This window comes from Streptomyces diacarni (assembly GCF_003323715.1).
Taxonomy (GTDB): Bacteria; Actinomycetota; Actinomycetes; order Streptomycetales; family Streptomycetaceae; genus Streptomyces; species Streptomyces diacarni.
The window spans coordinates 90,105-116,100 of record NZ_QOIN01000066.1; the positions used below are offsets into that span (position 1 = coordinate 90,105).

General features: G+C 71.9%; 24 protein-coding genes. 13 read left to right on the top strand and 11 right to left on the bottom strand.

Going from position 1 to position 25,996, the window contains the following annotated elements; genetic code table 11:
* Positions 1 to 116: 116 nt before the first annotated feature.
* Positions 117 to 1,301 (bottom strand): ROK family transcriptional regulator, encoded by a 1,185-nt coding sequence (locus DTL70_RS30025; protein ID WP_114025152.1) that lies wholly within the window; start codon positions 1,299 to 1,301, stop codon positions 117 to 119.
* A gap of 330 nt (positions 1,302 to 1,631) precedes the next feature.
* Here DTL70_RS30025 and DTL70_RS30030 point away from each other — a divergent pair, with 330 nt between their 5' ends.
* The 4 genes from DTL70_RS30030 to DTL70_RS30045 all read left to right on the top strand — a co-directional run bounded on the left by DTL70_RS30030 (position 1,632) and on the right by DTL70_RS30045 (position 6,474).
* A complete protein-coding gene (locus DTL70_RS30030) occupies positions 1,632 to 2,651 on the top strand; it encodes a Gfo/Idh/MocA family protein (RefSeq protein WP_114025153.1) in 1,020 nt (339 codons plus the stop codon).
* A 38-nt stretch (positions 2,652 to 2,689) separates the two neighbouring features.
* Positions 2,690 to 4,225 carry a sugar porter family MFS transporter gene (locus DTL70_RS30035; RefSeq protein ID WP_114025154.1) on the top strand — a complete coding sequence of 512 codons (1,536 nt, stop codon included), beginning with the start codon at positions 2,690 to 2,692 and terminating at the stop codon, positions 4,223 to 4,225.
* Between the two features lie 162 nt (positions 4,226 to 4,387).
* Positions 4,388 to 4,819, top strand: coding sequence for a PPOX class F420-dependent oxidoreductase (locus tag DTL70_RS30040; RefSeq protein WP_114025155.1), 432 nt, complete (start codon positions 4,388 to 4,390; stop codon positions 4,817 to 4,819).
* A gap of 149 nt (positions 4,820 to 4,968) precedes the next feature.
* Positions 4,969 to 6,474, top strand: coding sequence for a cryptochrome/photolyase family protein (locus tag DTL70_RS30045; RefSeq protein WP_114025156.1), 1,506 nt, complete (start codon positions 4,969 to 4,971; stop codon positions 6,472 to 6,474).
* A 124-nt stretch (positions 6,475 to 6,598) separates the two neighbouring features.
* Here DTL70_RS30045 and DTL70_RS30050 read toward each other — a convergent pair whose 3' ends face one another.
* The 3 genes from DTL70_RS30050 to DTL70_RS30060 form a co-directional block, all read right to left on the bottom strand.
* Positions 6,599 to 7,036 (bottom strand): glutaredoxin domain-containing protein, encoded by a 438-nt coding sequence (locus DTL70_RS30050; protein ID WP_114025157.1) that lies wholly within the window; start codon positions 7,034 to 7,036, stop codon positions 6,599 to 6,601.
* A 105-nt stretch (positions 7,037 to 7,141) separates the two neighbouring features.
* Entirely contained in the window at positions 7,142 to 8,500 is a 1,359-nt protein-coding gene (locus tag DTL70_RS30055; RefSeq protein WP_147266839.1) for a hypothetical protein, read from the bottom strand.
* A gap of 82 nt (positions 8,501 to 8,582) precedes the next feature.
* Positions 8,583 to 9,965 carry an MFS transporter gene (locus DTL70_RS30060; RefSeq protein ID WP_245980071.1) on the bottom strand — a complete coding sequence of 461 codons (1,383 nt, stop codon included), beginning with the start codon at positions 9,963 to 9,965 and terminating at the stop codon, positions 8,583 to 8,585.
* Between the two features lie 87 nt (positions 9,966 to 10,052).
* On the opposite strand from DTL70_RS30060, the gene DTL70_RS30065 reads away from it, so the two are divergent.
* A complete protein-coding gene (locus DTL70_RS30065; protein ID WP_114025160.1) occupies positions 10,053 to 11,504 on the top strand; it encodes an aromatic amino acid ammonia-lyase in 1,452 nt (483 codons plus the stop codon).
* A gap of 114 nt (positions 11,505 to 11,618) precedes the next feature.
* Here the strand turns inward: DTL70_RS30065 and DTL70_RS30070 are convergent, their stop codons facing one another.
* Together DTL70_RS30070 and DTL70_RS30075 are read right to left on the bottom strand one after the other, a co-directional pair.
* Positions 11,619 to 12,110 carry a DUF6292 family protein gene (locus tag DTL70_RS30070; RefSeq protein WP_114025161.1) on the bottom strand — a complete coding sequence of 164 codons (492 nt, stop codon included), beginning with the start codon at positions 12,108 to 12,110 and terminating at the stop codon, positions 11,619 to 11,621.
* A 200-nt stretch (positions 12,111 to 12,310) separates the two neighbouring features.
* Positions 12,311 to 13,012 carry a GNAT family N-acetyltransferase gene (locus DTL70_RS30075; protein ID WP_114025162.1) on the bottom strand — a complete coding sequence of 234 codons (702 nt, stop codon included), beginning with the start codon at positions 13,010 to 13,012 and terminating at the stop codon, positions 12,311 to 12,313.
* Positions 13,013 to 13,255: 243 nt separating this feature from the next.
* Between DTL70_RS30075 and DTL70_RS30080 the strand changes: the two genes are divergently transcribed.
* From DTL70_RS30080 to DTL70_RS30095, 4 genes are all read left to right on the top strand, one after another.
* Positions 13,256 to 13,873 (top strand): TetR/AcrR family transcriptional regulator, encoded by a 618-nt coding sequence (locus DTL70_RS30080; RefSeq protein WP_245980072.1) that lies wholly within the window; start codon positions 13,256 to 13,258, stop codon positions 13,871 to 13,873.
* Between the two features lie 96 nt (positions 13,874 to 13,969).
* On the top strand, positions 13,970 to 15,199 hold the full coding sequence (locus tag DTL70_RS30085; RefSeq protein ID WP_114025164.1) for a cytochrome P450: 1,230 nt from the start codon (positions 13,970 to 13,972) through the stop codon (positions 15,197 to 15,199).
* Positions 15,200 to 15,235: 36 nt separating this feature from the next.
* On the top strand, positions 15,236 to 15,430 hold the full coding sequence (locus DTL70_RS30090) for a ferredoxin (protein WP_114025165.1): 195 nt from the start codon (positions 15,236 to 15,238) through the stop codon (positions 15,428 to 15,430).
* On the top strand, positions 15,427 to 16,644 hold the full coding sequence (locus DTL70_RS30095) for an NAD(P)/FAD-dependent oxidoreductase (RefSeq protein ID WP_245980076.1): 1,218 nt from the start codon (positions 15,427 to 15,429) through the stop codon (positions 16,642 to 16,644). Before DTL70_RS30090 ends, DTL70_RS30095 begins: the two co-directional genes overlap by 4 nt.
* A gap of 69 nt (positions 16,645 to 16,713) precedes the next feature.
* On the opposite strand, the gene DTL70_RS30100 is transcribed toward DTL70_RS30095, so the two are convergent.
* The 4 genes from DTL70_RS30100 to DTL70_RS30115 all read right to left on the bottom strand — a co-directional run bounded on the left by DTL70_RS30100 (position 16,714) and on the right by DTL70_RS30115 (position 20,143).
* Positions 16,714 to 17,331 carry a TOPRIM nucleotidyl transferase/hydrolase domain-containing protein gene (locus DTL70_RS30100; RefSeq protein WP_114025166.1) on the bottom strand — a complete coding sequence of 206 codons (618 nt, stop codon included), beginning with the start codon at positions 17,329 to 17,331 and terminating at the stop codon, positions 16,714 to 16,716.
* A gap of 40 nt (positions 17,332 to 17,371) precedes the next feature.
* Positions 17,372 to 18,241, bottom strand: a complete 870-nt coding sequence (locus DTL70_RS30105; protein WP_114025167.1) for a class I SAM-dependent methyltransferase — start codon at positions 18,239 to 18,241, stop codon at positions 17,372 to 17,374.
* Between the two features lie 157 nt (positions 18,242 to 18,398).
* The gene (locus DTL70_RS30110) at positions 18,399 to 18,995 is read right to left on the bottom strand and encodes a helix-turn-helix domain-containing protein (RefSeq protein WP_181861136.1); all 597 of its coding nucleotides are present in this window, start codon (positions 18,993 to 18,995) and stop codon (positions 18,399 to 18,401) included.
* Positions 18,996 to 19,249: 254 nt separating this feature from the next.
* Complete coding sequence (locus DTL70_RS30115) at positions 19,250 to 20,143, bottom strand: NADP-dependent oxidoreductase (protein WP_114025168.1); 894 nt, start codon at positions 20,141 to 20,143, stop codon at positions 19,250 to 19,252.
* A gap of 69 nt (positions 20,144 to 20,212) precedes the next feature.
* On the opposite strand from DTL70_RS30115, the gene DTL70_RS30120 reads away from it, so the two are divergent.
* Positions 20,213 to 20,791 (top strand): TetR/AcrR family transcriptional regulator, encoded by a 579-nt coding sequence (locus DTL70_RS30120; RefSeq protein WP_114025169.1) that lies wholly within the window; start codon positions 20,213 to 20,215, stop codon positions 20,789 to 20,791.
* 78 nt (positions 20,792 to 20,869) lie between these two features.
* Here DTL70_RS30120 and DTL70_RS30125 read toward each other — a convergent pair whose 3' ends face one another.
* Positions 20,870 to 22,321, bottom strand: coding sequence for an amidase (locus tag DTL70_RS30125; protein WP_114025170.1), 1,452 nt, complete (start codon positions 22,319 to 22,321; stop codon positions 20,870 to 20,872).
* 122 nt (positions 22,322 to 22,443) lie between these two features.
* Between DTL70_RS30125 and DTL70_RS30130 the strand changes: the two genes are divergently transcribed.
* The 3 genes from DTL70_RS30130 to DTL70_RS30140 all read left to right on the top strand — a co-directional run bounded on the left by DTL70_RS30130 (position 22,444) and on the right by DTL70_RS30140 (position 25,971).
* Entirely contained in the window at positions 22,444 to 23,076 is a 633-nt protein-coding gene (locus DTL70_RS30130; RefSeq protein ID WP_114025171.1) for a TetR/AcrR family transcriptional regulator, read from the top strand.
* 40 nt (positions 23,077 to 23,116) lie between these two features.
* On the top strand, positions 23,117 to 23,617 hold the full coding sequence (locus tag DTL70_RS30135; protein ID WP_114025172.1) for a MarR family winged helix-turn-helix transcriptional regulator: 501 nt from the start codon (positions 23,117 to 23,119) through the stop codon (positions 23,615 to 23,617).
* A gap of 242 nt (positions 23,618 to 23,859) precedes the next feature.
* Complete coding sequence (locus tag DTL70_RS30140; RefSeq protein WP_114025173.1) at positions 23,860 to 25,971, top strand: MMPL family transporter; 2,112 nt, start codon at positions 23,860 to 23,862, stop codon at positions 25,969 to 25,971.
* The last annotated feature ends 25 nt before the right edge of the window (positions 25,972 to 25,996 follow it).

Here is a 25,996-nt window from a genome sequence, read left to right on the forward strand (position 1 = left end):
GACGGACCCCGGCAGGCGCACCCGTATTGTGCCGCCTCCAGGCCGAGGCCATCCGATCCCGCACCCCTTCCCGCAGGTGGGGAGTGCGGGCAGGTGTGGAGTGCGGGCACCCCGGGTCAGGCAGGCGGGCGCTCAGCAGGCGTGGCGTGCCGCGGGGGAGGCGGTCCGGGGGCGTTGAAGTGGTGGGAGAGCACGAGTCCCGCCGCGCCCAGCAGCGTGGCGTGGTCTTCCAGCGCGGTGAACGCCACCTGCGGCGGCCCGCCGGGGTGGGGCGGGATGCGGGAGTGCAGGGCGCGTTCGATACGGCTCCGCAGCTCCTCGCCACCGGCGACGGTGTCTCCGTGGAGGATGAACAGCCCGGGCGCGAAGACCTGATGGAGGTTCACCAGGCCGACGGCGAGGTTGCCCGCCCACTCGTCCAGCAGTTCCGCCGCGTGCGGTACGCGCGCGGCGGCGAGGCGGGAGAGCGCACCGGCGCCCAGCGTCGTGGCCCCCGGCAGGCCCCGGCTCGCCGCCTGGGCGCGGAGCCAGGAGTGGCTGGCGAGGGTCTCCCAACAGCCCCGCTGGCCGCAGTGGCACAGTTCGCCGTCGACCTGGACGATGCTGTGCCCCACCTCACCGCCCGCGCCGGCCGGGCCCCGGTGCACGTCACCGCCGACGACGAGGCCGACACCGAGTGCCTCTCCGGTGTAGACGGAGGCGAAGTGGCTGCGTCCGCGCCCCTGGCCGAACCACCGGTCGCCCAACGCCTGGGCGCGCGGGTGCATGTCGACGCGCACGAGGCTCAGGCCGAGCCGGGCTTGGAGTGTGCGCCCGACGGGCAGGCCGTCGAGTTCGGGTGCGAGGGCGACCTTGACCACCGTTCCGGTGTCCGAGTCCACCATGCCGCCCACCGCGACACCGACGCCCAGCGGGGTGGTCGAGGCGGCGTCGGCCACTTCCGCCGTGGCGCTCACGAGCGCCTCGATGGCCGCCTGCGCGTCCGGCTCCGTGCTGAAGACGCGTTCGGCCTTGGCGAGCACCTTCCCACCGGCGCTGACCAGCGCCGCCTCCACGCGCCCCGGCAGCAGGTGGACCCCGATCAGCGGCGGTGAGTCGGGTGCGAACCACAGCGGCCTGGCAGGTTTGCCGCCGGCGGGACTACTGGGCCGCGCCGCCTCCTGCGTGAGCAGACCCTGACGGACGAGGTCCTCGACGATGACTGTCAGGGCGCTGCGGGACAGGCCGGTGACCCGGGCCAGTTCGGCGCGGGAGAGCGGCCCGAAGTCGTAGAGCGACTGGAGTATCCGGACCCGGTTCACGGCCTGCCTTTCCCGAGGACCGCAACGCCTGCGGAGCGGTGATCCTCACTGTCGGGTTTCGACGTTTCACGTACTAACCCCGGTTTTTCACGTACCAATCCCGGCGCTCGACGTCAGCTCACTCACTCTGCCACAGAAGCGATGTGTGCCGGGAGGTCCTGCGCTCATTCGCTGTGGCGACGCGGTAGGCGGGAGGAATTCGATCCTCCGCACCCCTTGACGCTCGGCGAGGTTAGTACGCAGTGTGAACTTACTTGATCGGCCGGGCCGACAGCCGCCGCCCCTCTCGCGAGCGGCAGTGCCCGGCCCCACGTTGACGGCGAGGTCCCCATGCAGAAGATCGGCATCATCGGCGGCGGCATACGCGGCCACATGTACGCCAAGTCGCTCCAGCACTTTCCCGGTGCCGACGTCCGCGCGGTGAGCGACCTGTCGCAGGCCACCGCGGAGAAGACGGCCGACGCCTTCGGCCTCGCCGCCTACACCGACCACCGGCACATGCTCCAGGAGGTCGACCTCGACGCCGTCATCGTGGCGACGCCCGACTTCGCCCACCGGGACCCGGCGGTGGACGCGGCGGAACGCGGCCTCCACCTGCTGATCGAGAAGCCTCTCGCGACGACCGCCGAGGACGCCGCCGCCATCGAAGCCGCCGTACGGAAAGCGGGGGTGGAGTGCATGGTGGGCTTCGAGAACCGCTGGAACCCGGCCGTCCGCCGGATCCGGGAGGTCGCCGCCGCCGGAGAGCTGGGCCAGGTCCTCACCCAGAACATCCTGCTCAGCAACACCTGGTACGTCCCCACCGAGATGCTCTCCTGGGCCGCGCGTTCCTCACCCGCGTGGTTCCTGATGAGTCACACCGTCGACGTGGCGACGTGGGTGAACGGCCGCACGGTCGCCTCGGTGGACGCACGCGGCTCCCGGGGGCAGCTCGCGGCCCGGGGCGTGGACACCTGGGACGTCGTGCACGCCCTGCTCACCTTCGACGACGGCACCACGGCCAACCTGACGTCCACCTGGGTGCTGCCCGACAGCATGCCCTCCCTCGTCGACTTCCAGCTGCAGGCCGTCGGCGACCGCTCCGCGGTCCAGGTGGATCTGCACGAGCAGAGCGTGCGGCACGCGGCCCCCGACGGCCTCCGCTTCCCCGGCCTGCTCGGGGACGAGATCGACGGAAGGCTGCAGGGGCCGCCCACGTGGATGGTGCAGCACTTCGTCTCCTGCCTGAACGAGGGCCGCCCCGTCGGCCCCGGCCTGCGGGCCGGCCGGGCGGTCACCGACGTGGTCCTGGCCGTGCACGAGTCGCTGGCGACAGGCGGCACCGTACGGCCGGGCACGCACGCCGCCTGAACAGGACGGCACCCACTCGGCACAGGGAGGAGCGGAACATGGCGGGCACCAGATCGGCGGGCGGCGCAGGGAAACACGGACCGGTCACCGGGACCGGCGGTTCCGGCGCGGGCGCCACCACCGGCGAGGAACGCGGCGACGTGGCGCGGGAAGGGGAGACGCGGCAGGCGACACACCAGCCTTCGGGCGAACAGCACACGGCCCCGACGCGGGCGCCCGAGCGGCGAAGCCTCGGCACGAAGGTCGCCGTCGTCGCCTCGGCCATCGGCCTCATCTACGGATACGACACCGGGTCGATCTCGGGCGCGCTCGTCTTCCTGGAGAGCGACTACCACCTGACGACCCTGTGGACCTCGGTGATCACCTCGATCGTCGTGGTCGGCAGCCTCGTGGGTGCCGCGGTCGGCCCCCGGGTCGCCAACGAACTGGGCAGGCGCCGCGCGATGCTCGCCGTGGCCTTCGGCTTCATGGCCTTCGCCGGACTGAGCGCCGTCCCGCTCGGGCTGTGGTGGCTGACCGTGGTGCGACTCCTGCTCGGAGTGACCGTGGGGCTGGCGACCGTCGTCGCCCCCGTCTTCATCTCCGAGTTCGCCTCCGAGGAGAACCGCGGCCGCCTGGGCACCGCCTTCCAGTTCTTCACCTGCGCGGGCGTGATCATCTCCCTGCTCACGGCCTGGGCGCTCTCCGGCAGCGAATCCTGGGAGGCCGTACTCGGCCTGGCCGCGGCCCCTGCCGGGGTGGTCTTCCTCGCGCTGCTGCGCTTTCCCGACAGCCCCCGGTGGTACGCCATGCGGGGTATGCGGGAGCGCGCCCTGGAGACCCTGCGGCGGCTCGACCCCGACGCGGACGCCCCGGCCCGGCTGACCGCCATCGAGGCGGACCTGGCGGAGAGCGAACACGGCCGCTTCCGGGAGATCTTCGCCAAGCGGTACGCGCGCCCCACCTTCTTCGTCATCGCCTTCGGGTTCGCCGTACAGATCACCGGCAACAACACCATCCTCTACTTCAGCCCGACCATCTTCGCCAAGGCCGGCTTCGGCGACGGCGCCGACAGCATCCTGGCCTCCACGCTGGTGCAGGTCGTCGCCGCCGTGGGAGTGGTGCTGTCGATGGCGGTGGTGGACCGGTGGGGCAGGCGCCCGCCGCTGATCCTGGGTACGGCCGCCATGGTGGTGGGACACACGGTGATGGCCTTCGTCTTCGCGCAGGACCGCATCTCCACCGGCACCGGGTACGTGGCCACCGCCGCCATCGGACTGTTCTACCTGGGCTTCTACTTCGGCATCGGCTCCCTGATCTGGGTATACACGGGCGAGGCGTTCCCGGCCCGCCTGCGCAGTGTGGGAGCCGGCGCGCTGCTCCTGTCCGACTTCGCGGCCAACCTGATCGCCACCTTCGCCTTCCCCAACGTTCTCGCGGCGTTCGGCGGGTCGACCGCGTTCGGGGCGTTCGCCGTCCTCTCCGCGCTCGCCCTGGTCTTCCTCTACCGCATGGCGCCCGAGACCAAGGGCCGCTCCCTGGAGGAGATCCGCGGCTACTGGGACAACAAGGCGACGTGGAGCCGCGCGGAATGAGGCCGCCCCTGTGACGGTGCGGCGCCCACGCCACCGCACAGCAGCGGGGCACCGTCCGGCCGACCGCCAGGCGGGTCCCCGTGTGCGGGAATCCGGTGAAAACCCCAGCGCCGCACCGAGGCATCGGGAATACGCGCACCCGCCTGTGGATTGGTCTCCACCATGACGACCACCGCATTCGACCCGCGCACCCTGCTGACCGAGAGCCGACTCGGCGTCCTGGCCACCCTCAAGTCGGACGGCAGGCCCCAGCTCTCACCCGTGCAGCCGTTCTACGACCGGGAGGCCGACCGCCTGTACGTGTCGATGACCGAAGGACGCGCCAAGACGGCCAATCTTCGGCGCGACCCCCGCGCCGCCCTGGAGGTCACCAGCGCCGACGGCTGGGGGTGGGCCACCGCCGAGGGCGCGGTGACGCTCACCGGCCCCGGAACGGATCCCCACGGCCCGGAGGTCGAGGAGCTGGTCCGCTACTACCGGCGCGCCGCGGGGGAGCACCCGGACTGGGACGAGTACCGCTCCACGATGGTCTCCGACCGGCGCGTGCTGATGACGATGGCGGTCGACCACGTGTACGGCGCCAGGCTCCGCTGAGGAGCGGCTATCACAGGGCGCGCGTCGGCGTCCACGGCGGCCGGGGCTGGCCGGCCCCGAGCGTGCCGCCTCCGCCCGTGGCGCAACGTGGATCACACTGGCGGTGGCCGGGTGAGGCAGCCAGGGGCAGCCAGGGAAGGATCCACGAGATGGCAGACGAGCGCTCCGAGGCGCCCTTCCACTGGCTGTTCGGCGACCAGCTGGGACCGCACTTCCTGCGTCCTGACAGCACCATCGTCATGATCGAGTCCCGGTCGGTACTCCGCCGGCGGCGCTTCCACCGCGCCAAGGCGCACCTGCTGCTGTCCGCCATGCGGCACCGTGCGGCCGAACTCGGCGACCGGGTGCGCTACGTCCAGGCGGAGACCTACCGCGACGGCCTGGCCCGGGCTGTGGGCAACGCGTCCGTGACGGTCCACCACCCCACCTCCCACGCCGCCGCGCGCTTCGTGCGCGAGCACGCACAGGTGCGGGTGCTGCCCCCGCGCGGGTTCCTCGTCGATCCTGACGCGTTCGGCCGGTGGGCGGAGTCCGTCCGCGGCGGGCACCTGCGGATGGAGGACTTCTACCGGCACGTGCGCCAGGACCACGCGCTGCTGATGGACGGCGACCAGCCCGCCGGCGGCAAGTGGAACCTGGACACCGACAACCGCGAGCCGCCGCCCAAGGACCGGGACACGTTGCCGGTGCCGGCCCCCTACCGGCCGCGCGAGGACGCCATCGACGAGGAGGTCAGGGCCGATCTGGACCGCTGGGAGCGGAAGGGGGAGGTCTCCTTCGTCGGCCGGGACGGGCCGCGGCGGTTTCCGGCCGGCCGTGCGGAGGCCCGGCGTGCACTGCGCGCCTTCGTCGACAAGCGCCTGCCCACTTTCGGCCGGTGGGAGGACGCCATGCTCGCGGGGGACTGGACCATGAGCCACAGCGTGCTGTCCGCCGCGCTCAACCTGGGGCTGCTCGATCCGGCGGAGTGCGTCGAGGCCGCCGAGAAGGCCTACCGCGCGGGCGAGGCGCCGCTCAACTCCGTGGAGGGATACGTCCGGCAGGTCGCCGGGTGGCGCGAATACATGTGGAACCTGTACTGGTACTTCGGTCCGCGCTACCGGGAGGCCAACGCGCTGGGCCACCACGCGCCACTGCCGGACTGGTTCTCCCGCCTGGACGCCGACGCCGTCGAGGCCCGCTGCCTGTCCACGACCCTGGCACAGGTGCGCGACCACGGCTGGGTCCACCACATCCCCCGGCTGATGGTTCTGGGCAACCTCGCGCTCCAGCGCGGCTGGGACCCGGCGGCGGTGACCGACTGGTTCCACCGCTGTTTCGTGGACGGGTACGACTGGGTGATGCTCACCAACGTCATCGGCATGTCCCAGTACGCCGACGGCGGGCGCGTCACCACCAAGCCGTACGCGGCCGGAGGCTCCTACATCAACACCATGAGCGACCTGTGCGGGCCCTGCGCCTACCGGCCCACCGAACGCACCGGCGAGCGCGCCTGCCCCTACACGGCCGGCTACTGGGAGTTCATCCACCGCCACCGCGACCGGCTCTCGCACAACTACCGCACCGCCCGAGCCGTCAAGCAACTCGGCCGCCTCGGCGACCTTGACGACGTACTGCGCGACGCGCGGCGCCGCGACCCCGACGTGGCGCCGTGAACGGTCCGCACACCAACGCAGGCTGAAGCCTTCGGGGTGACGAGGTCTCGCCCTCGCTGCGCTGCGCCGGTCCGGCGCCGCGCTCGATTCAGGCGCCGCGCTCGAGTCTGGCGCCGCGCTCGATTCAGGCGGAAGGCGAGAGGTTTTCACGCACCCAGGCGGGATCGGGATTCGTGTGGGCCTGCCCCGCCAGCAAAACGGTCGGCACGGTCTCGTTGCCGTCGTTGGCCGCTCGCACCGCCGCCGCCCCAGCCGGGTCGCGCCAGATGTCGACCCAGTGCGCTTGGCGGGCGCCGCGGCCCAGCTTGACGCGCATGCGCAGGCAGTACGCGCAGCCAGGACGCCAGAAGACGACCGGTCGACCGTCGAGCGCGCTGCGGCGCTGCGCCTCCTGCGCGCCGATCGACCTGGGGAAGACCACGGTCGAGTGCGCGACGGCGAGCAGGACGAACAGGACCAGGAGAACCGCTGCGGTGCCGGAACTGCCCTCGAAGGCCCGCCAGGCCGCGACGACTGCGCCGCAGAGCACGTACAACACCGGCACAGTCCACGTACGTTTCATGGGGCACAGGTTATCGGCGGATCGAGACGCTCCGGCACCGGACGGTGAACGGCGCTGGACGCCAAGCCGCCACGGAGAGCCGCCACCTTGGAGGGCCGGCCCCGCTCAGTCCTTCGCGTCCGCGTCGTAGCGGGCGAGCATGGGGCGGAGGGGCTGTTCGTTGGTGCCGGGCGGGATGTAGCGCACCGCGCCGGCGGCGAGCACCGTACGGGTGCCGGGGACCAGGCACAGGACGGCGCACTCCATCGGCTGCCCGAAGTCGTACTTCTCCGGTGGGGCTGAAGCGTATTTCGGCGGGTCGGGCAGCCTTCCCGGGCTGTGCAGGCGGCGCACCTTCCCGTCCTTCGTCAGCCGGTTCTCCGAGTCCAGCAGCAGACTCCCGGTCCCGTCGGGGACGGTGGCGGCGGTGGAGAGGGCACGGTTCATGCGCGGCAGCCGGCGTTTGGTCCAGCCGCTGCCGTCGCCCATCAGCAGGATGGTCTGCGAGTCGGGCTCCTCCTCGACCTCGCCGTGGTTGAAGTCGTTGCGCCCGAGGGACCACAGGCGGTCGCGCTCGGGGTCGTGGACGACGGTGTCGAGGGACGCGCTCGCCTCGGGCGGTACGGGGTCGGGGAAGCGGTAGGCCGGAGTGTCCAGCTTCTGCCAGCCGTCGTGGGCCCAGCGGGCGCTCGCCGGTTGCGGATAGCACTCGCCCGACCCGCAGTCGGTGTCCTCCCTTCCCACGACCCAGACCCGGGGAGCGGCCCGCGGATCCTCTGCGCGGGCCGCGGTGATCGCCGAGGCGTGGAAGGGCAGTTCGGGCGCGTGCCAGGCGTCGCCGTCCCAGTGGAGCGTCTTCCCGCCGACGCAGAGCCATAGGCGCGGGCCGACGGCGGTGCACCAGGACCCGTCCAGCTCACCGCCCCCGAACCGCTGGGCGTTGGCCGCCGGCGGTGCGGGCAGGGTCCGCCATGTGTGGCCGTCCCAGTGGTGTGCGGAGGGATCGTCGCCCGACGGGCGGCTCGCCAGCCACACATCGTCCGGGCCGCTCGCGGCGAGCGCCCAGGCGGCGGCCTTCGTGCTGAGCCCGTCCGGCAGCGGATGGCCGCGCCACCTGTCACCGTCCCAGTGGTCCAGGAACAGGGCCTCGGGCCCCTTGCCGTCCTTCACACCGCCGCGGACGCCGAACGCCCACACGTCGTCGCGTGAGGTGACGGCGAGTGCTTTGTAGGAGCCGTCCAGGGTGTCCGCGAGATGTGTGTAGCGCCAGGCGCCGGAGCCCGATCGGGCGGAGGCTGCCGCGTCGGCGGGCGGGCCGTCGTCGAGGCGGGCCAGGTCGGTGGTGGAGGGGCTGGGCGAAGGCTTCCCCTTTCCACGGCCGTTCGACCCGTCGGAACCGTGCGTCGAGCAGCCGGTCAGCGCGGTGGCTCCGGCGAGGGCCGCCACGCTCAGCAGCCGGCGCCTGGAGGGGAGGCGTGCGTCCATGCGGACCGACTGTAGTATGAACACGCGTTGGCCCCTCGTGCCCGTTTCCTTCTGTGCGGTGCCGGGCCGGTCGCGCAGTGGTTCAGTCCAGTTCCATCCCGCTGGTCTCCGGTGCCCAGGCCACCGACACCACCGCTCCGAGAACGAGGAAGCCCGTCAGCGCGACCATCGAGGTGGAGAACCCGAACGTCGAGAGGCTGACGGGCAGCAGGAACGTGCCCATGGCGGAGCCGATCCGGCTCAGCCCGTTCAGCAGGCCCACGCCCGAACTGCGCACCCCGGTGGGGAACAGCTCCGGGGGATAGACCTGGTCGAGGTTGGAGGAGGCCGACATGGTGAACGTGAAGACCAGGAAGAGCGGGAACAGCAGCAGCGTCGGCGCGCTCGGCCACACACCGATCACTCCGAGCGCGAGGGACATGACGACGAACGAGGAGATGAGGAACCCGCGGCGGGTGAACCTGGCCACGAACCACAGCCCGCCGATGCCGCCCAGCAGCAGGAAGACGTTGAGCAGCCCGTTGCTGAGGAACTCCTCGTCCGCGAGCCCCAGGCGCGCCATGACCGTCGGCAGGAACGTGTAGATGGCGAAGTACGGGATGACCTGGCAGTTGTAGTAGAGGACGCCGAAGAGGGTGTTCTTGCGGTGACGTCGGCGGAAGAGCTCGCGGTAGTCGTGTGTTTCCTCGGGCTGCGCTCGGGTGAGAAGAGGGGAGATGTCGATTCCGGAGCCGATGTGCTTGGCGACCACCGCCTTGGCCTCGTCGACACGCCCCCTGCTGACGAGCCAGCGCGGGGACTCGGGGGTGCCGATGCGCATCAGCAGGACGAAGACGGCGGGGAGGGCGCTGCTGGCCAGCAGCCACCGCCAGCTGTCTCCGCCGAAGCCGACCAGGTAGTTGCCGAGGAAGTAGGCGGCGATGTAGCCGACCGTCCACATCGCGGTGAGCGAGGCGAGGAGGCCGCCGCGGTAGCGGCGCGGGCAGAACTCGGCCACCAGCGTCGGGCCGAGGGCGTAGTCGGCGCCGATGCCGAAGCCGATCAGGAGACGCAGCACGAACAGCTCGGTGGGCCCGGTGACGAAGAACTGGGCCACGGAGGCGACCGTGATGAGCAGGAAGTCCAGCAGGTAGATCCGCTGTCTTCCGTAGCGGTCGGCGGCCCAGCCGAGCACGATGCTTCCCGCGAAGATGCCGATGAGCGCCGAGGCCCCCAGCAGGCCCTGCCAGGCCGCGCCGAGGCCCATCTGCGGGGTGATCAGGGTCAGGGCGATGCCGATGATGCCCAGGTGGTAACCGTCGGAGAAGTTCGCCCCGAACGTCAGCGCGGTGATCTTGATGTGGAAGCGGTTCAGGGGCGCGTCGTCGAGGGTCGGGAGCGACGGCGAGGAGACTGCCGCGTCGTCCGGCGGGCTGGGGGTGTTCGGCGGCTTCGGGGTGCGAGTGGCCTCGGGGACGTGTTCCACGGCTTTCTCCTCAGACTTGCCAAGCACCATGAATGGAGGATTTCATGCAGCCTCAGAGGTGAATAGATCTATGTCAAGGGGTGGGTGATGACCGACAGCAGCACTGTCCGCATCGACGGTCGGCACCTGCGCTGTGCCGACGTCGTCCGGGTGGCACGCCGGAGCGCATGGGCGACGCTCGACGACGCGGCGCTCGGCAGGGCCCGCGAAGCCTACGCGGTGGCGCGGGACATCGGCGCCAAGAGAGCCGTCTACGGGCGGACGACCGGCGTAGGAGCCAACCGGCACGACGTCGTCGACCCCGACTCCGCCGACCAGCACGGCCTGCGCCTCCTCAGCAGCCACGCGGGCGGCACGGGCGAGCCGGCCGCCGACCCCCTCGTCCGCTCGACCCTGCTGATCCGGCTCAACCAGCTCGCCGCCGCCGGCAGCGGGGTCCACCCCCGCCTCCTGGAGGCCCTGTCCGGCGCGCTGCGCGTCGGAGCCCTCCCGCGGGTGCACTCCCTCGGCGCCATCGGCACCGGCGACCTCAGCGCGCTCGCCGAGATCGCCCTGACCCTCGCCGGGAGGCGTCCCTGGGCCGTGGGCTCCCTCCCCCCGGTGCCGATCAGCCCCGGCGACGCCCTGGCGTTCATCTCGAGCAACGCCGCCACCCTCGCGGAGTCCGTACTGGCATGGCACGACCTGCGCGAGCTGCTCCACTCCAGCCATCTCGTCGCGGGGCTGTCCTACTGCGCGCTCGGCGGCTCACCCGAAGCGTTCAGCGCACGCGTCCACGCGCAGCGGCCGCACCTGGGGTCCGTGCGCAGCGCCGCCGAGATGCGCCGCATCCTCTGGGGCGACGAGGAGCCCCGGGCCGGCCGCAGGCTGCAGGACCCCTTCGGGCTGCGCGCGTTCCCCCAGGTGCAGGGGCCGGCGCTGGAGGCTGTCGACTCCCTGGAGAGCGTGCTGAGCACCGACCTCAACGCGGCGGCCGAGAACCCGTTCATCGACATCGAGACGGAGAACGCCTATCACCACGGACACTTCTCCACGGCCTACCTCGCGCTGTCACTCGACCACCTGAGGGCCGCGCTCCACCACGTCGCGGAGCTGTCGGCCGCTCGCCTCGGCGACCTGGTCGAACCGGAGCTGACGGGGCTGTCCCCGTTCCTCGCCGCCGGGCCGTCCGGCAGCTCCGGCATCATGATCCTCGAATACGTCGCCCACGACGCCCTCAGCCAGTTGCGGCACGCGGCCGCACCGGTCACCTTGGGGACGGCCGTCATCTCCCGCGGCCTGGAGGACCACGCCAGCTTCTCCACCCAGGCGGCGCGCAGCACCTCCGCCGCGATCGGCGCGTACCGCACCGTGCTCGCGTGTGAACTGCTGGCCGCCGTACGGGCGCTGCGGCTCAGGTCCGAGGAACTGCCGCACGCCCCGGTGGCGGAGGCGTTCCGCATGGCTGCGGCGTCCCTGCCGATGGTCTCCGAGGACCACCCGTTGACGGAAGAGATCGCCCGGGCCGAACAACTCGTGGCCGGGTTGGCCGCTGTGTGAGGAGCGCCGCGGGGTGTGCCGCTTGGTGAGGACCGCTCCGTTCGCCACGCAAGCGCCGGCGGCGCGACGGAGGGGGCCCGGCCGCCGCGCGGCCTGACCCCCTCCGGGCGCGGCTCACGGTGCCGGTTGGACCGGCACTTCCCGCACTTCCTCGCCTGCCGCGTAGACCGCCAGACGTCGCGCGACAGGCTCGGTCAGGTCGCCGTGTGCGACGGCTCGCGCCTGTGACGGGGCGAGCCGGACGTCGTCTCCCACGGTGGTCTCGGCTGCCCGTAGGGGCAGCTCTCCGGCTCTCTCGTCGAGAAGCTCGGCGGCCCGCAGGACAGCGTCGGGTGCGGGCACCAGTGCGTCGGCGACCAGGTGACGGCGACGGCCGCTCAGCTCACCGTCCGGGTCCACGGTGTCGTACCACCAGCCGTCGTCCTGGCCCCAGAACAGTGCCCACCGGCCGTCGCACTCCACCGAGATCTCCAGCAGAGCCGAGGCGTCGGGTGTGGGCGGCTCCAGGCTGGTCGCGCCGGCGCGGGCCCCGAAGGCGCGTGTGACGGCGCGCAGATAGGGGGCATGGGCGCACTCGGAGAGCACACCCGCGAGAAGGTCAGTCATAGCCGCAGCATCACCCCTGCCCCGGCCCCGAGCCGCGGGGCGCGCGGGAGACGCACGGATTAACACCCTCTCGCGCGCCCGCACACCATGCCGGCCGGACGGTAGCGAAGCGACCGGTACAGGCCCGTGCCGCTGCCCGCTGCTGGTGTTCGGCGCCCGGGGTGCGCGGCGCACTCCGAGGTCACCGTCAGGCGACGTGGTCACGGCGTGCGGAAGCCCCGAAAGGTCACCTGTCTCCTGAGCCGGAAGCCGAGCTTCTCGTAGAGGGCGATCGCGCCGGTGTTCGTCTCGGCCGCGTGGAGAAAGGGGGTTTCGCCACGTGCCGTGACACGCGCCACGAGCGCACCCAACAGACGGGCCGCGTATCCTCGTCCGCGCGCTTCGGGCGCGGTGCACACCGCGCTGATCTCGGCCCAGCCCGGTGGCCGCAGCCGTTCGCCCGCCATCGCCACCAGGACGCCGTTCTCGCGGACGCCGAGATAAGTGCCCAGTTCGTGGGTGCGCTGCCGAAACGGACCTGGCCGCGTCCGGTCGACGAGATCGAGCATCTCGGGCACGCTGTGTGCCCCCAGCTCGACCACACCTGTCGCGGCGTCCGTACGTGGCGGGGCGCAGCGGTCGCTGCCGGACCACACCATCTGGCGGCCTTCCAGGACGAAGACCGGCTCCCAGTCGTGCGGCGGGGTCGCCGGACAGCTGAACATGTCGGCGAGCTGTCCCCGCCCCAGCAGCCGGGCCAGGTCCGCCCACTGCTCGGGTCCCGGCTCGGCTCCCACCGAGGAGAAGGTCGCGACCTCGGGCAGAAAGCCGGCAGCCCGGCCGAGGCGGCGGGCGAGGTGCGCGTGGTGACCGCGGAGCGAGGCACCCACCGGGTCGTCGAGTACGGCGGCGTCGCGCTTCATCGTGGTGCTTCGCCTTTCGTGTCGTACGGGGTGGCGGTGGTGGACCGGGCGGGCGAGGAACCCGTTGTGCTGATCATCCTACGGATGGGCGGGCCGGCCCTCCGCCCCGAGGAGCCGCTGCGGACCACCAGCGCCGGACCGCCGCTCAGCGTCATGGCGTAGCGGACTGCCGCGACGCGGCGGAGCGGATCGATGGGTTCAGGCCACAATGAGTGGTGCTTTCCACGGTCGGGAGGGGACGAGGTGACTGACGGGTTCAAGCGCCGCACGCCGAGCCGGTGGGGGGAGGGCGGCGTGCTGCGTGAGGAGATCCTCGCGGCCGCCGCGCGGCTGTTGGCGGAGTCCGGCCGTGAAGGGGACCTCTCCCTCCGTGCGGTCGCCCGTGAGGTCGGGATCTCGGCTCCCAGCATCTATCTGCACTTCGAGGATCGCGCGGAGCTGGTGTCCACGCTCACGCGCCGGGCGTACGAACGGCTGGTCGGCGACCTGCGTGCGGCCAGGGAGCGCGGGGCCGTCGACGGGCCGCGGGCGGGGCTGCGTGCCATGACCCGGCGGTACTGCGCGTTGGCTCTCGACAATCCGAGGCTCTACCGGCTGATGTTCGGCATCGAGCGGATCGAGGTTCCCCGCGAGGAGCTGGCCTCCCACCCGCTGTGGTGGGTGGCCGAGGCGTGGCACGACGCCGTCGCGGCCTGCCGGCCCGGCGCGGCTGAGGAGCCCGGCGACAGACGGGTGGCCAAGCTGTTGTGGTTCTCCCTGCACGGGGTGGTGGCGATGGCCCTGTCCACGCCCTTCCAGGTGGACCGGCAGGCGTTGGAGGAAATGGCCGATGACCTCCTCGACTTGGCGCTGACCAGATGACATGCATGCCGGCGATCACTTCGAGCCAAGTGGTTGCCCGAGGCACCTAACGGTGTTAGCAAGAGAGGACGCGATCCCTCTGCCGTGGAGGCATGCATGACGGAGACAGTGGCGGACACCGCAGCCGGACTGCCCGGATATCCTTCACCCAGGGCGGCCGGGTGCCCCTTCGACCCCCCGCCGGCCCTTCGCCCCCCGCACGCGGACCGACCCGTCTCCCGCGTGCGACTCTGGGACGGCACGCAGCCGTGGCTGATCACCCGTCACGCAGACCTGCGCACACTGCTGAACGATCCACGGGTCAGCGCCGACTCCACCCGCGACGGCTATCCGCATAGGTCCGCCTCGATGCAGGGCAGCGACCCGGCCACCCAGACCTTCTTGAGCATGGACGATCCGGAGCACGCCCGGCTGCGCCGGATGGTGACGTCCCCCTTCGCCATCAGGAAGATGGAGGCCCTGCGGCCGTCCATCCAAAAGATCGTCGACGACCTGATCGACGCGATGCTCGCGGGCCCCCGGCCGGTCGACCTCGTCGAGGCGTTCGCGCTTCCCGTCCCCAGCCTCGTCATCTGCGCGCTGCTCGGCGTGCCGTACGAGAAGCACGACTTCTTCCAGCGCAACACCAGGGTCATCGTCCGCCGCACCTCCAGCCCCGAGGAGGTGGCGGCGGCGAACACGGCGCTCGTCGACTACATGGACGACCTCCTCGGTGACAAGCTCGCCCACCCCGCCGACGACCTCCTGTCCACACTTGCCACCGAACGCGTCGCCACCGGCGAGATGACCCGGCGCGAAGCCGCCCGCATGGGCAACCTCCTGCTCGCCGCGGGCCACGAGACCACCGCGAACATGATCGCTCTGGGCACCGTCGCGCTGCTGCGGAACCCCGACCAACTCGCCCGGCTACGGGACACCGAGGACCCCAAAGCCGTCGCGGGCGCGGTCGAGGAACTCCTCCGCTACCTGAACATCACCCACTCCGGGCGCCGCCGCGTGGCGCTGGAGGACATCGAGATCGGTGGCGAGACCATCCGCGCCGGTGAAGGCCTCATCTTCGCCAACGACATCGCCAACCGGGACCCGGACGCCTTTCCCGGGCCCGACCGGCTCGACCTCAGCCGGGACGCCCGCCGCCACGTCGCCTTCGGCTACGGCGTGCACCAGTGCCTCGGCCAGCCGCTCGCCCGCGTCGAGCTCCAGGTGGTCTACAGCACGCTGTACCGCCGCATCCCCACCCTGGCGCTGGACACCCCGTTCGAACAGCTTGAGTTCAAACACGACGGCCTCGTCTACGGCGTCTACAAGCTCCCCGTCACCTGGTAACCCTTCGCCGCCCTCGACGAAAGAAGCGAGAAACCCATGCGCGTGGAAGTCGACCAGCCCAAGTGCGTCGCGTCCGGGCAGTGCGTCCTGGCGGCCCCCGACGTCTTCGACCAGGACGACGACGGCATCGTCGTGACCTTGAACGACCGTCCGGACACCGGCCTGCACGACGACGTGCGGGAAGCGGCGGCGCTCTGCCCGGCCGCCGTCATCAGCCTGGTGGAGAAGTGACACCCTCGCCGCCGCTGCGACGCGTCGTCATCGCAGGGGCCTCGGCGGCCGGATTGTCCGCCGCCGAGACCGTGCGCCGAGAGGGGTTCGCCGGCACGGTCACCCTCGTCGGCCAGGAGCGGCACCTCCCCTACGACCGGCCGCCGCTGTCCAAACAGGTGCTGACCGGAACCTGGCCCGCCGAACGCACGGCACTGCGCACAGCGGACGACTTGAAGGCCCTCGGCATCGACCTGCGGCTCGGCACGGCCGCGGCCGCTCTGTCGCCCACTGCCCGCACGGTCACCCTGGCCGACGGCACGGACCTCGGCTACGACGCGCTGATCATCGCCACGGGGGTCAGCCCGCGGCGGTTGCCGTGGTGCGGCACTCCGGGCGTGCACGTGCTCCGCGACCTGCAGGACGCCCTCGCCCTGCGGCAACGGCTTGCCGCGGGACGGCGGTTGGTCGTGGTCGGCGCAGGGTTCCTCGGCTCAGAGGTCGCCTCGGCCGCCCGCTCACTCGATGTGGACGTGACCCTCGTCGAACCGGCCGCCGTCCCCCTCGCACACGCCGTCGGACACCAAGTCGGCGCCCACCTGGCCGAGGTGCACCGAGACCACGGGGTCGACCTGCGTCTCGGTACGCAGGTCGCGGACATCGCTGCCGGGGCCGGCCGGGTCACCGGGGTCCGGTTGACGGACGGGACACTGCTCCCGGCGGACGACGTGCTCGTCGCCGTCGGGTCCGAACCCAACACCGCGTGGCTGCGGGGGAGCGGACTGCGGCTGTCCGACGGGGTGGTGTGCGACGCGTACAGCGCCGCCGCCCCCGGGGTGTACGCGGCAGGCGACGTGGCCCGCTGGCACCACCCGCTGTTCGACACCTGTCTGCGCGTCGAGCACCGCACCAACGCCGCCGAGCAGGGCATGGCCGTGGCACGCAATCTGCTGCGCCCCGAGCAGGCGAAGCCGTTCACCCCGGTCCCGTACTTCTGGTCGGACCAGCACGGCAGGAAGATCCAGGCCTACGGCCACCTGCGCGGCCACGGCGAGGCGCGGGTGGTGGAGGGCGATCCGGCCGACGGCCGCTTCCTCGTCCTCTACCGGACCGGCCGCACCCTCACCGGCGCGCTCGCCGTGGGCATGCCCCCGAAGGCACTCCGCCGGTGGCGAGCCGCCATCGCCGCCGGAACCGACTGGCACACACTCACCACGGACTCACTCGTCGCCTGACCAAGAGCGCTGCCGTGACCGTGTGAGCGGTCACGGCAGCGCTCTTCGAGCAGGTCACAGGACCGCGGGTCACAGGCTGTCGAGCAGGCCGCCAAGGGGAGCCGGAACCTGCTCGGGGCCGAGCGCCTCGACGAGGAGGCGGCCGTAGCGGATCTTGCGGCCCTTCCTGGTGCCGAGGAACCGCCGCAACTGCTGCTCCCGGGGCCGGTCGCGGTGCGCGGGTTGGTGCAGGAAGGTCTGCCAGGCGCGGAGGTCGCCCTCGCCCCGGACGATCTCCTCGACCCGCGCCGTTCCCATCGCGCGGATCAGCTCGTCCTCCAGGTCGGCCGCGCACACGAAAACGTCCCCGTGCGGTGCCCGCGCCCGCGCGAAGGCACGGTCGAAGAAACCCCGCTCGCGCTCGTCGCACAGTCCCGCCAGGCGTAGGCCGAGACCGGGCGGCCCGAGGAGCTCGGCATAGCGGCCGACACTCATCGCCCCGCCCATCGGCACGACGCACACGCCCTCGGCGGACAGGTCCCGACCGTGCCGTACGGCCAGTGTCTCGACGGCCGCGAGATCACTCAGCCCTTCCAGCAGCACCGCCGTACGCACACCGAGCCGCAGAGCCCCGTCACTTGCCGGCCCGCCGGGTCCGCCGCTCGCCCAGTCACCGACCGCGTCCCGGAACGCCCCCATCCGTGTCATGGCACGAGTCTGCACCCGCTCAGGGGCCGGCGGCAGAGGGTCAGGTGCGGCGCGCGGCCCAGACGGCGCGTTCGGTGCGTACTGCGAGGTCGTCGCGGTGCAGGATGCTGTGCGGGCTGTCGGTGTCGAGGAGCCGGTCGAGTGCGGCGAGGTCCTCGCCGGCGAGCGACTCGGCGGCAGTGCCGCGCACGCGTTGCAGGCTGCCGAGCGCGTACCGGCCGACCGCTTCGCTGCGGGCGCCCTCGATGTGTACGGACACGGTGCGTTCGCCCTCGACCGTGAATCCGGCGGCGACCAGCATCGGACCCCAGTCGGCGCCGCGGTGGGGCACGTGTTCGGCGTGGAAGCGGTCGCTCGCGGTGTGGCACCGCTCTTCCAGGCCTGGCCGGTCCTCGGGGGCGTCCTCGGGCAGGAAGCGGGGGAATCCGGCCAGCTCGACGACGGCGAACAGACCGCCGGGCGCGAGCATGCCGTGGACGGTGCTCAGGGCGCGGTCGGGGTGGGCCATGTGGTGCATCGAGGCGGACGCCCACACCAGGTCGGGTGAGCCGAGGTCGGGCCAGTCAAAGTCGTCGAGATCCGCTTGGACGGTGCGCACGTGCTCCTCCACGCCGCGTGCGCACGCTTTGCCGCGCAGCTGCTCGAGGTGGGCGGTGGATGTGTCGACGGCGGTGACGTGTGCCTCTGGGAAGCGGTCGAGCAGGGCGAAGGTGCCCGCCCCCGTGCCGCAGCCCAGATCCACGATCCGGCGTGGGCTCGTCTTGAGCGGGAGCCATGTGGTGATGGAGGCGGTGTGTTCGGCGAGAACCTCGGCGTCCAGATCGAGGAGCTCGGCCTGGTCGCCGAGCTCGTGCGCCTGGTGCGGGCCGTGGGTGTCGTGGTGGGGGGTGTGCGAGTGCTGGGAAGTCATAGCGCCACAGTAGGTCGGGCATGCGTCAGGGGCACACTCTCTTGCGTATATGGCAAGGTGAGGGACGTGTGCGCTGCCTGTCGGGCAAGAGGCCACCCGTCATGCGCGCAAGAGGCCGCCCGTCAGGGACGTGGGCCGTCACTCGCGGCTCGCGCTCTCACGCGTGGCTGCCGGTGTCGCCGTCGCCGCCGTCCGGTTGGTGGCCGCGGCGGGCGTCGCGGTCGAAGATGCCGAGGATCTCGCACGGTCCGCTCTCGGCGGCGCCGATCGCGTGCGGCATCATCGTGGGGAACTCGGCAGCCTGGTGGGTTTCGACGCGGAAGCGGTGGTGGCCGAGCATGAGGATCGCGGTGCCTGACAGGACGACCATCCACTCGTGGCCGGGGTGGGCGCGCATGCGCGAGGGGTCGTCGGGCGGCGGCTCGGTCATGCGCTGCAGCAGGACACTCACGCCGGGGTCGCTCTTGACGGACCAGCGCATCCGGTCGTGAGCGCCGTCGATCATCGGGCTGGTCACGACGTCGTCGGCGGCGGTCTCGACGAGCTGGTCGAGTGTGGTGTCCAGCGCGCGGGCGAGGGTCACGAGCTGGTCCAGGGCGAGCCGGCGCCGGCCGTTCTCGATGCGGCTCAGCGAGGACTGGCTGAGGTTGGCGCGGCCGGCCAGCTCTTCCAGGGACCAGCCCTGCGCGACGCGCAGCGCGCGGATCCGCTTGCGGACGAGGCTCTCCAGACCGACGTCGTCGTCTTGCGTCATGAGCAGCAGCATATGCTTTCTACGCAACCCAGGATCGGCTCGTGTATGGCTTCCCCCGCTGGGACCTCCGGTCGTCGTCCGTGGCCTTCCCCCGCCGCCCCGGCGGCGGGGGAAGTGCGAGCACGCCCAGGGCCCCGCCCACACCCGGGAGTCACCACGTCGGCGGCCGCCACACGGGCAGCCACGTCGCGCCGGAACCTGAAGGCCGTGTGTCGAACCGGACCTGAAGGCGGCGTGCCGGACCGGAAGTCGGCTCAGACGAGCACGACTCGGCGTCCGCGCGTGTGGCCGGCCTGGCTGTCGGTGTGCGCCGCCGCGGCCTCGGCGAGCGTGTACGACTTCTCGACCGGGATGTGGAGCTTCCCCCGTGCGATCAGGTCGGCGGCCTCGGCGAGCGCGTCCGGCACGCTTCCGGCCACGCCGGAGAAGCGGACGCCGAGCTCCGGCGCGGCCAGGTCGGCGATCGTGAGCACCTTGTGGGGGTCCCCGGTCAGGTCGACGAGTTCGCGGATCACGCCGGAGCCCGCCAGATCGAGAGCCGCGTCGACCCGGCCGAGTTCCCGCACCCGCTCGATCCAGCCCTCGCCGTACGTCGTGGCGAGGGCGCCCAGGCCGCGCAGGTAGTCCTGGTTCGCGACACCGGCCGTGCCGATCACCGTGATGCCGCGGTCGCGGGCGACCTGCAGTACCGCGGATCCGACACCTCCGGACGCGCCGCTGACCAGCAGCGTCTGCCCGGGCCGCACGCCGACCTCGCGGATGACGCGCAGGGCCGTCTCCATCACGGAGGGGTATCCGGCGGCCTCCTCGAACGTCAGTCCCTCGGGCATCCGGGCCCAGGCCGACAGGACGGCGAACTCGGCGTAGGTGCTCGAACCCTCGCCGAAGACGTGGTCTCCGACCTCGATCCCCTCGACGCCCTCGCCGACCTCGTCCACCACCCCGGACGCGTCCAGCCCGACTCCGGCCGGCAGCTCGGTCGGATGAGCCTTGAGGATCTGCCCTTCGCGGACCCTCCAGTCGACGGGGTTCACGCCTGCCGCCCGCACCGCGATGCGTATCCGGCCGGGGCCCGCGTGGGGCTCTTCGCTGTCGATGAGCCGCAGTACGTCGGGGCCGCCGAATTCGGCGAAGCTCACTTTCTTCATGCCGTGACCGTAACACTAACGGTTAGCTCTTTGAAACGAGTACGGGTTCGTACCTGCTAGCGTGAGCGCATGACCGTGCCGACCGGACGACGCGAGCGCAAGAAGGCCGCGACCCGTAAGAAGATCGCCGATGTCGCCCTGCGGCTCTTCCTGGACCGCGGATACGACGCGGTCGGTATCCGTGACGTCGCCGCGGAGGCCGACGTGGCCGTCACCACGCTCTTCTCCCACTTCGGCTCGAAAGAGGCCCTGGTGTTCGCGCAGGACGAGGGCTTCGAGCAGCGCCTCACGCAGGCGGTCGCCGACCGGGCGCCGCGCGAGCCGCTCATCCCGGCGCTGCGCCGCGAGGTCCGGGCCCTGGTGCGTCACTGCACGGCGGAAGGCGCCGCGCCGGTCTGGCACATGATCGAGGAGTCGCGAGCTCTGCGGGAGTACGAGGAGTCGATGCGGCTGCGCCACGCGGAGTCGCTGGCCGCCGCCATCGCCGCCGCCCCCGATCTGACACGGACCGTGACGGTCTGCCGCACCATCGCGCGGTTCGTGATCGACGCCTACGCGCTGGCCCGGGAAGCCGCAGAGCCGGACGCCGCGGTGGACGAGATCTTCCGGATGATCGAGGCGGCCTGGGAGGCCACCCGCCCTGCGTGAGGGGCTTTGTCCTCGTGGGCTCGGGAGCCGCGACGGAAGCCGCGGCGAACCCCGCTCCGTGCACCCGTCGGCCTCACCTCAGTGGCGCGGGTGTTGCCCCGCCCACACGACGGGCGTACGGCCGAGCCATGGGCTCGCCTGTTCGAGTTGCCCGGCCAGGCGGAAGAGGCGGTCTTCGCGACCGTAACCGGCGGCGAACTGCATGCCGATCGGAAGCCCCGTACGTTCGTCCGAGGTCACGGGCACGGACATGGCGGGCGTGCCCGCGACGTTGAACGGCATGCTGAAGGGCGAGCGGTCGTTGAGGCGGCCGATCCAGCCGTGGCCGTCCAGCGCGTCCCCGCCCTCGGTGTAGCCGCCCAGGGGGAGGGGAAGCTCCGGCAGGGTCGGGGTGAGCAGGACGTCGTAAGCGGCGAAGTACCGAGCCAGGCTCCGCGCGACCCGGTTGCGGACCGCGAGGGCCGCGGCGAACTGGACACCGCTGACGCGCTGTCCGTAGCGGTGTCCCGCGAGGGTCGCCGGTTCGAGGGTCGAGGAGTCGACGGGCCGGTCGAAGGCGGCAGCCAGGGCGTCGACATCGGCCGCGAGGTTCGCCGCCATCAACCGGGCGTTGGCCAGGACGAACTCCTCCCAGTCCGCGCCCAGCTCGACCTCGGCCTCCGCCACCCGGTGGCCGAGGTCTTCGAGCAGAGCCACGGTGCGCGTGAGGGCGTCGGCCACGGGGGCGGTGGTGCGGCGTCCGCCCCACGCTCGGGGGAGGACGCCGATGCGCAGCGAGCCCGGAGGGCGGGTGACTTCTTCGGCGTACGGCCGTGACGGTTGCTGGGCGAAGTAGGGGTCGCCGGGTTCGGGTCCGCGGATCAGGTCGAGCAGCGCGGCGCTGTCCCGTACCGTGCGGCTGACGCTTCCGTGTGCGGCCAGGCCGTTGAAGACCTCGTCGGCGCCTGGGCCCATGGACACTCGGCCGCGGGTGGGCTTCAGCCCGAAGAGGCCGTTGTACGCGGCGGGTATGCGCAGCGACCCCGCGGCGTCGGTGGCGTGTGCCAGCGGGACCACGCCGGCAGCGACCGCCGCGCCCGCGCCTCCGCTGGATCCGCCCGCGCTCCGCCGCGGGTCCCACGGGTTGCGCGTCGGGCCGTGCAGCGCGGGTTCCGTCGTGATGCTGTAGGCCAACTCCGGCGTCGCGGTACGACCGAGCGTCACGAGGCCGGCGTGCCGGAAGCGCGCCATCAGGAAGGAGTCGGCCTCCGCGACGTTGCCCGCCGCGAGTCGGCTGCCCAACTCCGTGCGCCTCCCGGCCATGGAGACTCCGATGTCCTTGATCAGGAAGGGGACTCCGGCCAGCGGTGTGCTGCCGGGGCGAGGCGCGTCGTCGGCCTGCCACATCTCCACGACGGCGTTGATCCGCGGCTCGACCCTCCGCGCGGCCTCGCGTGCGGCTGCCTCCAGTTCGGCGGGGGCCACCTCACCGCGGGCCACCAGCTCCGCGAGCCCCACCGCGTCGAAGGTCACGTACTCGGACACTCTCATTCGTCTCTCCCAGCGATCGGAACGATACCGATGAGCACCATACGATACCGAACGGTACCGCTCGGAACGCACTGGTATCGTAGTGTCAGAAGAGGAACCCGACCGGACGTCACGGAGCAGTCATGGCAACGACCGCCGGCAGGCCGAGCAGGATCGCGAAACTGCCGCCTCGTGAGCGCATCCTCGACGCGGCGGAAGAGCTCTTCCACAGCGAGGGGATCCGGCGGGTGGGCGTCCAGGCGATCGCGGAGAGAGCCGAGACCACCAAGACGGCGATCTACCGGCACTTCGACACCAAGGACGCGCTGGTCGCCGAGTGGCTGCGCATCGTCGCCGCCGACTACCAGGCGGCCTTCGACCGGGTCGAGGCCGAACACCCCGACGCACCCGGAGAGCAGATCCTGGGCCTGGCCCGCTTCATCGCCGAGGGGCTTCCGCGGCTCTCGCACCGGGGCTGCCCCTTCATCAACTCCCTCGCCGAGCTGCCCGACCGCTCCCATCCCGCACGGCAGGTGATCGAGGAGCACAAGGCCCGGCAGACCCGCAGGCTGGTCGGTATGTGCACCGCGGCCGGGCTGACCGACCCCGAGCAGGCGGCAGCCGAGATCACGTTCGTACTCGAAGGCGCCCAGGTCAGCACGCAGAACGGAAGCATCGACCGGGCGGGGGACCGTCTGCTGAGGATCGTCGAAGGGGTCGTCGGTGCGCGCCGCGCCGACCCTGGTGCGTCCGGGGCGCCCGCCGGCCGTCGATGAGCCGGAGCGGAGCCGACGCCGGGCTTTATAAGCTGGACAGATGAGCGGAAGTCAGCCGTCTGTCCCGTCGCACGAGGACTCCACCGAGGCGGGCTCGGGGCCCGACCTCCAGTCGTTCGCCGTGGCCCTGCGCCGTCTGAACGGCGAGTTCACGCGGCTGGTGCACGACTTCGCTCACGCGCAGGGACTGCACGGCACCGACGCCGCCGCACTCGCCGCGATCCTCGACGCCGAAGCGCCCATGACTCCCGGACGGCTCAAGGAGCATCTCGGGCTCACGTCGGGAGCGGTGACCGCGTGTCTTGACCGACTGGAGCGTGCCGGTCACGTACGCCGCTGCCGGGACGCGGCCGACCGGCGGGTCGTCCACCTGTATTACGAGGAGGACGCCCGAGCGGCGGCCCGCGCCCACTTCGGGCCCCTGGCCCGGGCCACGGACCGCGCCCGCGCGCAGCTGAGCGAGGACGACCAGCGCGCGGCCCTGCGCTTTTTGACCTTGCTCAGCTCCGAGCTGCAGGCTCTTCCCGTGCGGAACCCCTGACCCGCGGGGCCCAGCTGCACGCTCTTCTCTCCCTCCAGTACCCCTGACGGGTCAGCGCGCTCGAGCGGCCGACGAGGCGCGGCGGCACTGCCCGCGTGGTGGCCGATGGCGGACCGGTTGCCAACCGTGGACCGGTTGCCTGCGGCGGACCGGTGTCGGTGACGCGTCGCGGACCACCTAGGCTGAGCAGTACTTCAAAAATTGAGATAGTCACTCAGTGAAGTAGCTGCAGGGGAGCACGCATGGTCACCTCCACCCGTTGGGTCCGCTGGCTCGTGCCGGCCGTCCTGCTGGTCGCCTGGCTGGGCGTCGGAGGCGCCCTGGGCCCGTACGCCGGCAAGCTGAGCGAGGTGGCGACCAACGACCAGGCCGCGTTCCTGCCTCGCAGCGCCGAGTCCACCAAGGTCATCGACGCGCAGCAGAAGTTCGACCAGGACGAGACCCTTCCGGCGATCGTCGTGTGGACCGCCGGGGACGACGGCCACCGGGTGTCCCACCGGCACGAACAGGAGGCCACCCGGGCGCTCGCCCAGCTCAGCCGGGGCACCGGCGTCGTCGGCAAGCCCTCGCCCGCCCTCCCCTCCGAGGACGGTCGAGCACTCCAGGGCGTCATCCAGCTCCGACCCGACCTGGGTGACCACCTGCCCGACGTGCTCGACCGCATCGAGCGGACCGCGCAGGACGTGCCGGGGCTGACCGCGCAGATCGCGGGCCCGGCCGCCAGCCAGGCCGACCTCTCGGACGCCTTCGCCGGCATCGACGGCCTGCTGCTGGCCGTGGCACTGGCTGCCGTACTGCTCATCCTGGTGCTGGTCTACCGCAGCGTGTTGCTGCCCCTGGTCATCATCGTCGGAGCGGTGTTCGCGCTCGCTCTGGCCTGCGCGATCGTCTACGGCCTGGCCCGGCACGACGTCGTCTGGGTCGACGGCCAGGTGCAGGGCATCCTCTCGATCCTGGTGATCGGCGCCGCCACCGACTACGCGCTACTGCTCACCGCGCGCTTCCGCGAGGAACTTGCCGTCCAGGGGGAGCGCGCGGCCGCGATGCGTGCCGCCGTGCGCCAGTCGTTCGGCCCGGTGGTGGCCAGCGCGGCCACCGTGGTCGCGGGACTGATCGCTCTGCTGCTGAGCGACCTGACGAACAACCGCGCCCTCGGGCCCGTGGGCGCCATCGGTATCGCGTGCGCGCTCGTCAGCGCGCTGACCTTCCTCCCCGCCGCGCTGCTGCTGCTGGGGCGCGCCGCCTACTGGCCGGCCAAACCGAAGTCCGCCGAACAAAGGGCACGCGGGCGTGGCGTGTGGGCGCGGGTGGCCGCGCTGATCGACCGCTCTCCTCGCACGCTGTGGGCCGTCACCGCGGCCGTGCTGCTGGTTTGCTGCGGCTTCGCGCCGACCCTGAACGCGCAGGGCGTCCCGTTGAAGGAGACCTTCGTGGGGGACGCGTCCTCCGTAGCGGCGCAGCAGACGCTGAACGAGCATTTCCCCGGCGGCTCCGGCAACCCCGCCGTCGTCATCGTCGACCGCGGCGCCCTCCCGGCGGCGCAGCGCGCGGCATCCCGCACCCCAGGCGTCGCGTCCGCAGCCCCGGTGACGCGCTCCGGCCGCCCGGGGCAGGGGCGACCTCTGGCCGTGGACGGCAGGGTCCGCCTCGACGTCACCCTCGAGGACGCCGCCGACAGCGACGAGGCCAAGCAGGCCGTCGGCCGACTGCGTGCGGCCCTGCACGACGTACCCGACGCCGACGCCCTCGTCGGTGGTTACACCGCACAGCAGGTCGACACCCAGCAGACCGCCGAGAACGACCGCGCGCTCATCGTGCCCGTCGTACTGGCGATCATTCTCGTCATCCTGATCGGTCTGCTGCGCTCCCTGCTCATGCCGCTGCTGCTGGTAGCCACCGTGGCCCTCAGCTACGTCGCCACCCTCGGGGTCTCGGCGCTGGTCTTCCAGCACCTGCTCGGGTTCACGGGAACCGACGCGTCCGTACCGCTGTACGGCTTCGTCTTCCTCGTCGCACTCGGAGTCGACTACAACATCTTCCTCATCTCCCGCGTCAGGGAAGAGGCGCAGAGTCTCGGGACGCGGCAGGGTGTGCTGCGCGGACTGACCGCCACCGGAGGAGTCATCACCTCGGCCGGAGTGGTCCTGGCGGCGACCTTCGCCGCGCTGGGGGTGATCCCCTTGGCCTTCATGACGCAGATCGCCTTCATCGTGGCCTTCGGCGTTCTGCTCGACACCCTCGTCGTCCGCTCCCTCCTGGTGCCCGCCCTCGTCCGGGACATCGGGCCGGCCGCCTGGTGGCCGAGCGTTCTGAGCCGCCGAGGCGTCCCCGATCCCGCACGTGCCGGTTCGTAGCGTGCCGTCGCCGTCCAGGGGGACG